Origin of the sequence: Bacteroides cutis (genome assembly GCF_900241005.1) — a bacterium.
GTDB lineage: Bacteria > Bacteroidota > Bacteroidia > Bacteroidales > Bacteroidaceae > Bacteroides > Bacteroides cutis.
Genome location: NZ_OEST01000006.1, coordinates 198,172 through 212,234, shown reverse-complemented (window position 1 = coordinate 212,234; position 14,063 = coordinate 198,172). Strand labels below are relative to the sequence as shown.

At 37.5% G+C, this 14,063-nt stretch carries 8 protein-coding genes; 3 read left to right on the top strand and 5 right to left on the bottom strand.

Translation table 11 applies throughout. The features are described from left to right. The first annotated feature begins 155 nt into the window (after nt 1–155). The 3 genes from C1A09_RS13645 (at nt 156) to C1A09_RS13635 (ending at nt 6,656) form a co-directional block, all read left to right on the top strand. Nucleotides 156–2,198: a SusC/RagA family TonB-linked outer membrane protein gene (locus C1A09_RS13645; protein WP_370738750.1), complete on the top strand. Its 2,043-nt coding sequence runs from the start codon at nt 156–158 to the stop codon at nt 2,196–2,198. Between the two features lie 22 nt (nt 2,199–2,220). Continuing rightward, a complete protein-coding gene (locus C1A09_RS13640; RefSeq protein WP_101545116.1) occupies nt 2,221–3,999 on the top strand; it encodes a RagB/SusD family nutrient uptake outer membrane protein in 1,779 nt (592 codons plus the stop codon). 197 nt (nt 4,000–4,196) lie between these two features. Continuing rightward, nucleotides 4,197–6,656, top strand: a complete 2,460-nt coding sequence (locus C1A09_RS13635; protein ID WP_101545114.1) for a hypothetical protein — start codon at nt 4,197–4,199, stop codon at nt 6,654–6,656. Nucleotides 6,657–6,732: 76 nt separating this feature from the next. Here the strand turns inward: C1A09_RS13635 and C1A09_RS13630 are convergent, their stop codons facing one another. The 5 genes from C1A09_RS13630 to C1A09_RS13610 all read right to left on the bottom strand — a co-directional run bounded on the left by C1A09_RS13630 (nt 6,733) and on the right by C1A09_RS13610 (nt 13,938). Beyond that, nucleotides 6,733–7,401, bottom strand: coding sequence for a TonB-dependent receptor plug domain-containing protein (locus C1A09_RS13630; RefSeq protein ID WP_101545112.1), 669 nt, complete (start codon nt 7,399–7,401; stop codon nt 6,733–6,735). An 82-nt stretch (nt 7,402–7,483) separates the two neighbouring features. After that, entirely contained in the window at nt 7,484–8,446 is a 963-nt protein-coding gene (locus C1A09_RS13625) for a hypothetical protein (protein WP_101545110.1), read from the bottom strand. A 15-nt stretch (nt 8,447–8,461) separates the two neighbouring features. Next, complete coding sequence (locus C1A09_RS13620; protein ID WP_101545107.1) at nt 8,462–9,169, bottom strand: fasciclin domain-containing protein; 708 nt, start codon at nt 9,167–9,169, stop codon at nt 8,462–8,464. A 20-nt stretch (nt 9,170–9,189) separates the two neighbouring features. Beyond that, a complete protein-coding gene (locus tag C1A09_RS13615) occupies nt 9,190–10,782 on the bottom strand; it encodes a RagB/SusD family nutrient uptake outer membrane protein (protein ID WP_101545105.1) in 1,593 nt (530 codons plus the stop codon). Between the two features lie 6 nt (nt 10,783–10,788). Then, nucleotides 10,789–13,938 (bottom strand): SusC/RagA family TonB-linked outer membrane protein, encoded by a 3,150-nt coding sequence (locus tag C1A09_RS13610; protein WP_101545103.1) that lies wholly within the window; start codon nt 13,936–13,938, stop codon nt 10,789–10,791. Nucleotides 13,939–14,063: the final 125 nt, after the last annotated feature.

Genomic DNA, 14,063 nt, shown 5'->3' with positions numbered 1-14,063 from the left:
CCGTAGTCGGCAAAGTACTCTTTGAGAGGAAGCCTTTAGGCGAACTGTTTATTAAACCAAAACGTCCGATGAATGATTCCGATTCAGATCAACTGAACCTATGGGGTAATTTCTTTGGACAGTAGTGATATTCAAAATATAATTTCCGCGCAAGTATTGATGCTGATATCAGTAAAAACTTTACAGTAGGATTGAATATCAGTACAGATAATCGTAAAGATACAAAACCGAACTGGAAGTCAGATGGTGACCGTGATCGTATGAACGATTTATACAAAGGGTTATTGTTACGTACCAAGATGATTCCAAGTATGATTGACGGTAAACCTGTAGGTAACTTTATTGAATGGCATCCCTTGATGTTGATTAGTGAACAATCGGGACTTCATACAAAGAAATGGCAAAATGTCAATGTAAATGCCACCGCTGAATATCGTGTACCCTTCATCAAAGGTTTGACGTTGAAAATGCAATATAACAGAAACTTGGATAATCGTCTTATTAAAAAAGTGAATTTCCCATACGAAATGTATAGTTTTAAGACAGCAGGTACCAATAATCATTATATAGATCCAAGTAATACAGTCGTTTCAACTTCTACCCGTGATGACGGTAACTATGTGTTTAAAGAAAATCAATTGGCAGAAGATTATCAATTAAACTTCTTTGTTACCTATAATCGTGTATTTGGTAAACATGATTTAGGAGCTTTATTTGTATATGAACAAGCTGAAGGTAATAGTGAAAAGTTCGATGCTCAACGTAATAACCTAATTACTTGGGAAATGCCCGAATTTTTTGGAGCGAGTGGAGATGCTTCCGAGTCAATTGTCGGAGCAGGTTCTGTAGGTGAAAGTGGGCGTCTCTCTTATGTTGGTCGTCTGAATTATGCTTATGATGATAAATATCTTTTGGAAGCAGCTTTTCGCGTGGATGGTTCTACCAAGTTTGCTCCGGATCAACGTTGGGGATTCTTTCCTTCTCTATCAGCAGGATGGCGTATCTCCAGTGAACCGTTCTTTTCTGAAAACATATCTTTTATAGACTATATGAAATTACGCGGTTCAATAGCTACATTGGGTAATGATGCTATTGGTGGATGGCAATGGATGGCACGTTATGGTATTACTACCGGTGCGGTATTCAACGGTTTGTCATATGGTGTAGAACCCAAAGAAGTACCTAATCCGAAATTAACCTGGGAAAAGTCCACCTCATATAATATTGGTTTTGACAGCCGCTGGTTTAATAATAAATTAGACTTCAGCTTTGAATATTTCTACAGACGTACCTATGATATTCTCGATAATTTAACTGTAAGTGTGCCTACTACATTCGGAGCAAGTCTGCCTAAGGAAAACTACTCAGAAGTTAAGTCCCGAGGATTTGAAGTAGAATTGGGATATAATGACCGAATTGGTAAACTGGATTATTATTTTAGAGGAAACTTTAGTTTTGCTAACAGTTGGTGGTCTAAAAAAGATGAAGCCGAGAATATTCGTCCGTATAAATCTGAAATAGGACAATCATTGGGACGTGAGTGGGGATTTGAATGTATTGGCATGATACGTACAGAGGAACAGTTAAAACAATATATGGAAGAAAATCCTAATATGACTATCAAAGGACAGAAACCAGGTTTAGGTATGTTAATTTATAAAGATGTACGTGGACCGGAGAGTGATGAACCAGATGGTATTATTACTGATGACGATAAGGTGGTAATTATAGAAAAGAAAGTAGCGCCTATTACTTATGGATTCACCATTGGTGGAAAATGGAATGGGTTTATGCTGGATATCTTCTTCCAAGGAATGGCAGGTAACAAGAAGTTGATGGATTTCCGTGGTAATGGAATTAATGCGCACACTAGTACTTTCGAATGGTATAAAGACCATTGGACTCCTGAAAATACAAATGCCTCTATGCCCGGTGCTACGCAATATAAAAATAATGAAGCGTCCAGCTTTTGGGTACGTAACGGCTCTTTCTTACGTTGTAAAAATATATCATTATCCTATGACCTACCTAAACATTTAACTCAGTCAATAGGTATTGATAAGGTCAGAATTTTTGTGAATGGTACAAACTTATTCTTATTGCAGAATAAAGTAAAATGGATGGATCCTGAAGCAACAAGTATTTCAGATTATCCGGTTATGAGAAATTTCTCATTTGGTTTAAATGTAACTATTTAATCATACTAAACTATTGAATATAATGAAATCTAAATATATAATAACAATTACTGCATTCGTTCTTGGTGGGTTGAGCAGTTGTTCTTCCGTATTAGATAAGGATGATTTGAGTGCTGTTAGTGAAAAGTCTACTTGGGACAGCGAAATATTGGCTACTGCTTTCTTGGATAAATGCTATAAAGATAACATGCCGGGATTTGATGGCGATTATGCGAAATACACTGATGAAGGAAATGGTGGTGGTGATTTTATTCATGGTCGGCTGACTGCTGTTGCTACCGCTGGAGGACCTCTTGAAGAATATTGGGTATACGATAAAATATATGCTTTGAATGTATTGTTGACTAGTATTGACAGCGGAAGTCTTCCGGAAAACACACGTGATCGGATTAAGGCACAAGCACTTTTTTTGAGAGCCTATCAATATTTTCAGATGGTGAAAATTTACGGTGGAGTGCCTCTGATACTTAAGCCGCAAGACAGACATGTAGATAATTTATATGTTACCCGTAATACAGCCAAAGAATGTATCGAACAAATTGTGAAAGATTTGGATAACGCAGCAGCATCGCTTCCAAGCAAATGGGATGACAAAGATTTTGGACGTATCACTAAAGGTGCGGCAATGGCATTTAAAGGCCGTGTACTGCTGACCTATGCCAGCGAACAGTTCAATCCGAATAATGACCGTAGTCGTTGGGAAGATGCATACAATGCTTGTTCATTGGCTAAAACTGAGTTAGCAGGACCGGGTGAACGTTCTCTACATCCTAAATACAGTGAGATATGGAGTAATGAAACGACCTCTGAAACAGTGCTTACGACTCGTTTTCTTGATCCTGCACGTACACATAACTTCATGGCAGGCCTTCGTCCGTTGGAATTTTCTGTTGGTGCCACAGGCAATCATCATCCTACTTTAGATATGGTACTTGCTTTCCCTATGGCAGACGGTAGTGCTCCGGGAGTAGATATTGACGGTGACGGTACAAAAGAAGCTTTCGATCCAGAAGCAACCGATACAAGAGGGTTATTTTGGCTAAATCGTGATCCGCGTTTTTATGACATCATCGTTTATAATGGTGCTAAATACCCTTTAAATGGTATGCCTGAGTGGTTTAAAGGTTGTATGTACACTTATAAAGGTGGTGAAGATACTCATAGCCCAACAGGTACTGGTTTTTATTCATGCAAATTCTCTATCCCTGAGAAAACAGCGACAGAAGCCAAAGATCATGGTGATATGGACTGGATTGAAATGCGTTATGCAGAAGTTCTGCTAAATCTTGCAGAATGTGCTGCAGAGATAGGAAATAAAGATGATGAAGTTTATACCATTCTAAAAGATATCCGTAAACGTGCCGGTATCACAGCCAATGCAGATGGACTCTATGGACTGAAAGCCGATATGAGCCAACAGGAATTGATAGAAGCAGTACTTTATGAACGTCGTATTGAGTTGGCATACGAAGGGAAACGTTTTTGGGATATGATGCGCCGTAAAATATTTTCAGACATGACCGGATACTCCCGCTATAGAATAGAAATTCAAGTAAAAGATGAATACGCTTCTTTAGCACGTGACAAATTCATCACTATGATTCAAGAAGATGAAAAATTGATGAGTGAAAATTATTTTAAATATTTCACAACCAAAAAATGGAAAATTGATGAAACTTATCAATGGGATGTAAAAGACAATTATTATTTCCAGGGACTGGCTCGCAAGCATTTTGAACAAAATCCCCAATTACAACAGACCATTGGTTGGGAAAGTGGTAATTTTGATCCCTTGAAATGAAGGTACATTTAATTCACTATTATAAAAGTAGTAGATTATAAGGACATTAAGCGGAGGTTAGTATGAAACTAATCTCCGCTTTTTTATACTCAAAGACATAATATTGCAAACTTTTGAGAAAAAATATATATTTAATGTAAATCAATATCCCGTTATTTGCCATTACTTAATGTTTATAAATAGAAAACACGAAAAATATGAAAAAGGTTGGATTTTTAGTTTACCTGCTATGTTCAATATCTGTCATGGCACAACAGTCTTTTACAAAGAGTAGTTGGGTATATCCGGATGACAACGGAAAGTTGGTATACAAAACAACAAAAAAAGGAGATCGGATTATTGATTTTTCCCATGCCGGATATAAGGGAGGTGGAGTAACATTACCGTATGTTCCCGCTAAAATCACGGTACATCCACTTGGAGAAAATGCTGATTGTACAGACTATATTCAGAAAGCCATTGATATGGTATCTGCTTTGCCTGAAGATGAAAATGGTTTTAGAGGCGCTGTGCTTTTAGCCCCTGGACGCTATGTTTGTGAACGCCCGCTACAGATTACCACTGACGGCGTTGTATTACGTGGTAGTGGAAGTGACCCCAGTGGTAGTGTTATTGTAATGACCGGTAGTAAACATACAGCTATCATTATGAATAATGGCCTGCGACAACGTGTTGGAAATCGTTTGGGAGATATTTCACCCAATGAGGAAGGTATAAAAGTGGTTGATAAATATATCCCTGCCGGCTCTTATCAATTCACTGTGGCAGATGCTTCCAAACTTTCGGTTGGTGACAATATAGAAATTCGTAAGCCTGTTACCGAAAAATGGATCAAATTTATGAAAATGGATGACTTGGTTCGTGACGGAAAACCTCAAACTTGGATTAAAGCAGGTAAACTGTTGATTACAGAACGTACAATCGCTGCCATTGATGGCAATACCGTCACCTTGACTGTTCCTCTTGTGGATAATTATGATGCAAAATTTACAGATAATAATACTACCGTTATTGTAGTAAATAATATTCAACGGCTTAAACAATGTGGTGTGGAAAACCTTCGTATCGAATCACCTCAACAAGCCGTAAACCATACGAAAGCACTATACTATGCTTTGAGAATAAATGGTGAAGATTGCTGGGCAAAAGATATCAATGCAATGGAAACAATGGAAAGTGTAGGTATCGGTGGACGGAGAATTACCTTGCAGCAAGTAAATGTTATAAGAAGAGCTTTACATCAGGGAGCTTCCAAGCCTGCGGAGTTTGCTCCTAACGGAGGACAAATACTATTGGATCATTGTTCTGTACAGGGAGATAATATCTGGTTCGTAGCCTTGGGAGCTGGACAAACTGGCCCTATTGTTTTCTTAAACTGTATTTTCAAGGGTAACGGCCATATTGAAGGACATCAGCGTTGGAGTACCGGACTTTTACTGGATAATTGTAAGTTACCTGGTGGAGGCATCGATTTTAAAAATCGTGGTTCAATGGGGTCAGGACATGGATGGGGAACAGCATGGTCTGTAGCATGGAATTGTGAAGCAAAAAGTTATGTAAATCAAATTCCACCGGGTACATACAACTGGGTTATTGGTTGTACCGGTGAAAGCACTCCATTACGCCGTCCCTTCAATCAATCAGGGCCAACTTTGCCGGTTGGCATATTCGATGTCCACAATACCCGGGTAACACCTCAAAGCCTTTATCTGACCCAGCTGAAAGAACGATTAGGAGAAACGGCTTTACAGAATATTGGTTATGGACCGACAATGCAGCAATTATCACCTACAACTACTGACTATACATTTCAGGGAGGTATGCAAGCTGACGCTAAGTTGGTAGGTAAGGATTATAGAGCTATACACGAATATATGCGCTCTTTAGGATGGGATTATTCAGAACATCCTAATATATCCAGGCAAGACCATTACCAAGGTGTACATTGTGAAATCATTTTTGATCCGACTTTGCAGCAATATGTTTTCAAATTCACTAATCACGCTGGAACCGATGCGCTGGATAGCGATCGTGGAAGATTACTAAGTGACCGTCAAAGAAACGAGATGAAAAGTCAGACAAATTACGACTGGCGTAAATTGAATGGAAATTGGAATGAATGGCAACGTTTGGAATGGAAATTCCGGTTACCCAAAGGTTTTCAACCTTCAACGAGTTTTTGCCATATCCACCAATTAAAGGCGCAGGAAGGCAATAATGGTGCCCCACTTATCACTATCAGTACCCGCAGTGACAGTGATGGCAATAATAAGCGTGTACAAGTAATTCACACTGGAGACAATCGTCATTCAAGTAAGGGAATCATTATTGATAACCTTCCACTAAGTGATTTTGAAGATGAATGGATACAAGTAGAGACAGAAATGCATTATACCCATCAAGGTACATTCAGTATTAAACTTGTCCGTATCAGTGACAATAAAGTTCTTGTAAATAAATCTTTCTCAAACATTGATTTATGGAGAAGTGGTGCTACTAATATCCGTAATAAATTCGGTATTTATCGTAGTCTGGGTAGAAAAATGCAAAGCACTTCAGATCGCCCGGATAATGGTATTAAAGATGAGAGTTTGCAATTAGCGGATTTCAAAGTATATGAAGCACATACCAATCCTAATCCACAACCACATGATTGATATAGAACACGTGGGAAAAGATAAAATTATCCTTTCCCACGTATTTCATTATAAATTCTTTTATAATAAGATTTCTCTATCTCATTTTTATTATAATAACTCCGTTTGCCCCTTTCATTCCATATTCGGAACCATCTTTCTTAACTTCCACTTCCATAATGTCTTCAATGGAAATTGCATTGTTGGCGGCTTCCAGTGTTTCGTATTGAGTTCCTCCAATAATAAATAATGGTTCTGTATTCAATGACATTGATGATACACCACGAATAGAGGCTTTGGCTGTTCCACCCATTTCCTGTATTTGCAATCCGGCAATCCTTCCCCGTAATAGTTCAATCAGGTTATTGGGAGCGAATTCTATAATTTGGCGTCTCGTAATGATATTATTGGAATAATTGACTTTAGGTGCTTGTTGGAACATATATGTTACTGTATTCGTGCCATATCTGCAACTTAAAGAATGATCACCCAATTGCAGGAAAAGAGACATGTCGGGCTTTATAGGAATTCTCACAATTTGTTCTTCAGTGGGATATATCAATAATGTATCACCTTCTAAAATTCTTTTTAGGCGAAAGACTCCTTTTGAATTAGTCTTACTTGTTTTAAATAAGCCATTCAAACGTATTTTTATACCTTTAACCGGTTTTCCTGAAGCATCGCTGATGACCCCTTCCACGTTGCCCTGAGCTGCAATAACCAAAGAACTCAAAACACCTATTAAGCACATTATCAATTTTCTCATAACAATTAATATTAAATAAAAGAGAGGAACAATGTATCCAGAACATCCTTTCCTCTCTTTTTATTATATGTATATAGTATATTTATCTTACTCTCTCAGTTGCATTACAAATTTCTCCATTAATAATAACGGACATGTCATCAACCAAAACCACTGCCTTATTAGACAATGCAACCCCGGAACCCTTGATTGGATAAGAACTCTGTGGAAAGAATGTTTTTAGGAAAGTACTTTCTACAATCTTCACGCCATTCAAGTACACGATGAAATTGTTAGAAGCATCTATGGAGACAGAAACATATTTCCAGCTTTTAGTAAACTTTAAGTCATTAATTACTGTTGCAGATGTTTCTAAAGATTCAATATCACCGGTCTCCTTATTAAAGTATTGGCTATAAATGTAAGTATTACCTGTCAACGGTTCAATTGAGAAATTGATATTACGCAAATCTTTTGTCCCTTCACTGAGCGAAGAGAAAGCAATCCGGAAATCAATGGAGTTACCATCTTTAAATGTTTGAGGATTATATTGCATCTGCATAGAATAAGGTGGCACAATTGTCTCATCATTCCAGTTACGTTGGAAAACACCTTTGTCCTTTGAAGATGTCAGTTTTAAGGAACCAGTTTTACTATCTTGCGCCAAAGTCATGCTAGAGTTGGAATATCCCTCATTATAATAAGGCGTTTCAAAGTCCGAATAAAACAATTCGTCCAACACGGTCATTTTGGCACGCCGGGTTTCTTTAGAACCGCCACATTTCACCGTTACCCAAATTTCATACTCACCGGGTTTCTTAGGTGCTTGCCAAACATTCTCAAATAATCCTTGAGGATTGGTCATAGAACCTTCCGAACATCCCCATTCGTATGTAGGAACCTCATCACCGCTTGTTTCGGCAGAAACAAATACTTTTACGCGATCGTTCATGCACACTTTATTGCCGAAAGTATTAAGTGATACAATCTTTACATCCCCGTCATCACTACAAGAGGTTAATAACACTCCTGACAGTAATAGTATATTCATTATTAATTTCTTCATAACTTATCATTTTATTTATTTTTGTCCTAGGAATTTACGTGTAGGACGTTCCAAGTAGTAATCAGTCACATGGGCATAACCGTTATTAAGATGCAAATTTGTGGTGCGGCAACTTGCTGCACTTGCTGCTAATAAACCTCTGTAATTCCAATCATAATTATTTAATTGCAAAGGAAGATTACGGTCATAACCTAACATCATGGATAATACAGCAGTATCACCTTTCAAGGTCTGTCCATCTTTATTATAGTCAAAAGAACCTTCACCATAGGTTTCCGTCCATATTGCGGCAGAAGTCAGATTATGATAAGAATATTCTCCTTTGACAACATGATATTTCAGTAATTCTGCTACTTGTTTTTTATCATACTGATCCCATGAACCTGCTCTTACTAAGTTTCCATTTACTTCTACTTTCTCACGAGCCCAATAACATTTATCATTAGATTCCCAATTAGTTAATGCATTGTTGGTCAATAATATATAAGTATTCCCAGATTCCAAATACATGTCTTCCACACCAGCATATTCTATAGCATCTAATAAAGAACTAAAAATATCTGGACGACTTTTAATAAAGTCCAATGCATTCATCTCTACTCTATTATCGGATTTCTTGGCTTCAAAATCAGCACTTTCCGAGAAATCCAGTCCAAATAATTCACAAGAGGTCATTCCTACAATCAGAAATAAACCTAATATTATTTTGCTTATTTTTTTCATAACAATCTTTCTTTATGGATTTATTCTGTATACGGCTGGTTTTGTTTCCCTGCCATATTAGGATTTTTCTTAAACACATCTTGATTCAATGGCCATAAAATTCTACCATAACCCCCAATAGGATTGGTTGGAACAGGTACGCCAATAACAAAACCTTCTTCTTCTCCATAATCATCACCGGCATTTTGCATGTATGGATCTAAATATTCTTTCACTTTATTATTGCGAACCAAATCAAACCAGTGTTTACCTTCAGCCCATAGTTCAATTGTACGTTCATCAATAATTAGGTTCAATACTTTATCGGGAGTATTATATTCTGTATAACTTGCTAAACGAGTCCAACCGGCACGTTGACGGATATCATTAACAATGTCGATAGCTCCCTGTAAATCAGGAGTGGAACATTGTACTAATGCTTCCGCCTTTAATAACATAATATCCGTCAAACGATAAAGTGGCATACGAGTATTGTCTTCACCATTCTTGGCGTAATTATATCCACCGTAACCATCATTGGCTGTCGAGCTGTACGGAGTGAATTTAGGACACTTAACAATAAAACCGGCAGGATTACTATACTGGTTATTATAGAAATTGTCATAGGTTTCATCTGTAATGGAGAAAACGTTATAGGCTGTCAGTTCATGGGCAACCCACATGGTATCCATCACCATCACAATACGGCTGTCCCCTTCATATTTACGTCCAATCAACTCATTGAATATTTCCTTTGTCGGATGATAAGGAATTGTATTGGAACCTGAAGCAAGGCGCGTGGCATAACCAAATCCGCCACCATCTTCCGTATAATCCCAATAGAGATTGAAAATCATTTCCGGAGAAGATTCCGGTTTTAGGAATTGTTCTTGATAGGCGTCGCCTCTTACAAGACTATAACCATAGTCATCAATCAAGTCGTTTGCAGCATCCAATGCATCATCAAAGTCTTTATACCACATCAGTATATCTACTTTTAATGCCAAGGCAGATCCTCTGTTCAAGGAATATTTAGATGCATCTTTCATATTGGTGGCAGGACCAAATAAATCCATAGCTTTTTCAATATCACCCAACATCAATGTTTTAATTTCTGCCAAACTGTTACGACCATAATAACGCTCTTGACTATTTACATCTTCCAAAGGTTCGGTAATCATCGGCACTTCACCCCAAACACGTATGGCATAAAAATACATCAATGCACGCATTGTATATGCTTGTGCAAGATAAGGTGCTGAAACTGTCTCACCAACCGGACATTCCGGAATGTGTTTGATAGCTGCATTGGCACGGTAAATAGTTGCGTATAAGTCTTTCCAAGAAGAAGTACCAGAAGTAGAAGTCAAACCATTATATAATAAGTTTGTATCCCAACCAGTTCCACGTGGTGCAAATGTACCGCCGCGTACTTCTCCCCAATCAAACCAGTTCGTTTTTAAAGTAGATTGTAACCCATCGTACATACCTGCATTCCATGTTTGCAAGTCTTTCTCTGTTTTCCAATATGTATCGACCGACAAGTCACTCTTGGGTTGTCTGTCCAAGAAATTTTCACAAGAAGTTGTCAACAACCCCATGCTTAATAGTCCTAAATATATTAATTTCTTCATAGTTCGTTAAAAGTTTACATTTATACCAAATCCGATTTCTTTAGCTGTCGGATAACGACCGTTATCCTGCCCCGGACGAAGAACATTGCTATTGGAGATACTGGACGGATCATATCCTGAATAGTTTGTCCATGTCAAGAGATTATTTCCGTATACATAAACTGTCAACTCTGAAAGTTTAAGTTTTTGTGCTATTTTTCTCTCTAGGCTATAGGCCAGACGGATATTTGTCAAACGGATATAGTCTCCGTCTTCCAAGAAGTAAGAAGATAATTCACGGGCATTTTGAACACCTGTATTGGCTTTTTGTCCACTATATCCGGAAGTAATTTGACCTTGATATTTCCATATCTTATAAATATCAGAATGATAAGGAGTCGCATTAGAGGATGAATAAGTATTCAACTCACGACGTTGCTTATTATAAATCTGATTACCAAAGCTACCGTAGAATGAGAATGAAAGGGAGAAATTCTTATAATTCAAATAGTTACTCCATCCCATATACCAAGTTGGAAGGCCTTGCCCCAAAATACTACGATCACTGTCACCGATAACTCCATCATGGTCTCTATCTTCCCAAATTACATCGCCTCCTTTCAGTACCTGTCCATAGGTAGTCATCTGACCTACTTGGCCTGTATATTCTTTTCCATCAGAGGTTTCATAATGAGAAAAAACAGGTTTACCATTGGTTCCATAAACAATATTGTTATAGTTATTCGGATCTGTCTTAAATACCGGAGTCAAACGTTCACCAAATGAACCATCACTATTCTTTATATATGCGTTAGATTCATCATATTGATAGATACCTTGTTGTCTCCATCCATACCACTGCCCAAGTGGAGCACCTTCTTCAATCCAATATTTTCCATCTTCAACAAACGGAGTGCCACCGGACAATTTCACAACTTTATTCTTGTTACGTGAGTAATTAACAGTAGTTTGCCAAGAAAAATCTCTGGTCTGTACTGGATATGCAGTTACTGACAGTTCGATACCTTTATTCTGAATCTTACCAAAATTTATACGCATATCGCTTACTCCTAATTCGGAAGGCATATTTTCCAATGACAACAAATCATTAGTATTTTTTATGTAATACTCACCAACAAAAGTAATACGACCGTCCAAGAATGTCAAATCCAAACCAAAGTTTGTCTGTTCGGTCGCTTCCCAACCTAAATCACTATTGGCAACGCGAGAATTTTGTGTTACACCCAATACACCATTATAATATGCTCCTATGAGATATCTGTTGATTGCATCGTAATTGCCAACTCTTTCATTACCATTCATACCCCAGCTAACTCTGAACTTGGCATCGGTCAATACAGGCTTAGACCATTTCATAAAAAATTCATCAGAAAAACGCCAACCGGCACCTATAGATGGGAATAATCCCCAACGCTTACCAATAAAGCGAGAAGAACCATCATAGCGTAAGTTCGTATTGAACATATAGCGGCTCTTATAATCATAAGTAATACGTCCAAAAAATGCAGCCATTGCATGATCTTCAAAAGTAGACAATGTATTCTTGGCATCTTTAACTTCCTGGGCATTAGATGAAAGAATAGATTCTGACACGTAATTACTACCGGCCAATGCAAATTCTTCATCATACCAATCTTCTACACTGGCACCGAACATAGCACTGACATTATGATCATTGAAGGACTGATTCCAGTTCACATAAGTTTCAGCAGCTAGTTTACGAGCTAACTTGGCTTCATTTGAACCTGACGTAACACCACTTGATACCAAGTTACCCGGTTCCAACTCGTCTGTTCTCGTCACTTTATAGTTAGCTTGGATATTTCCATTCCAAACCAAATTCTTCAATATTTTATATTCTGCTCCCTGATATAATTGAATATCATATACTGTAGTTTCATTAACTCGTTCATATGCATCAGCTATCGGGTTAAACTGTCCACCATTATTATATACATATGAACCGTCAGGGAAATAAAGTGCCATTTGAGGAGGACGTTTCATAGCCTGTTGCAGAACTTTACCTGTATTAATATTATTTTTATGGGTATAGGCAACATTAAAACGACTTAGTAATTTAAATCGATCGGTCGCTTGATAATCAACATTTGTTCTAGATGTTATACGTTGATAAAAGCTGTTTACTACCAAACCTCTTTCATTCAGATAACCTAAGCTTGTATAATAATTCATCTTGTTTTTGGCACCACTAATGTTGATATCAAACTGATCGGAATGTGCAGCACGGGTAACCAAATCTTGATAATCATTATCTGCCATGAAGTTAGGATGTAAAGAGTCATTGCTGGTTTTCCACAAAGATGTTCCTGCATTAGACTTACGTTCAAAAATATAACGATCGAATGCATTTGCTTGATCTAATTTATGATCTAACATTTTGATGGAATGGTTATACTTGGCTGATACCCGTGCAGGTGAACCTTCTTCTCCACGTTTGGTAGTAATGATAATTACACCGGCAGCAGAACGAGAACCATAAATAGCAGCAGATGCAGCATCTTTCAAGACTTCCATACTCTCAATATCACTCGGATTGATATACGATATATTATCTACAGGAACACCGTCTACTATAAATAATGGATTTACTCCTGAACCCATAGTTGATGCACCACGAATCAACATTGTACCTGTATCACCGGGAGCACCTGAATTATTGGATATTTGCAAACCCGGAGCTTCTCCTTGCAAAGCTTGGTATACATTAATAGGCTGTTTCTCTTGAATAGCCTTATCTGTTACAGAGGTAATAGATCCTGTTACATCTCTTTTTTTCTGCGTACCATAACCCACTACGACTACTTCATCCAACGCTTGGGCATCTTCTGTCATTGTTACCCGCATCTTAGTACCCATAGCTACTTGAGTGACGTCTTTATAACCTATGTAACTGAATTTTAATGTAGCACCTTTATTACATTTTACCGAGAAATTTCCATCTACATCAGTAATGGCTCCATTCGTTCCTTTTAATACTGTAACTGTTACGCCTATCAAAGGCTCCCCATTTTGATCTATAACCGTCCCTGTTGCAGTAATTTCTTGAGCATATAAATTTGTACTCAAAGAAAAACTTAACAGCAACAACAAAATGCACCATAACGGTGCTTTTGATTTGTGTTCTTTCTGTTTCATTAATTTTACATTTTAAAATTAGACTTAATTTAACAAGTTTTTTCACTTAAAAACTTTAGAATCGTCATGTCACATAACTTTACATAATATCAATACGTTATTTTTAAAGTTAAACATTGTGTTAT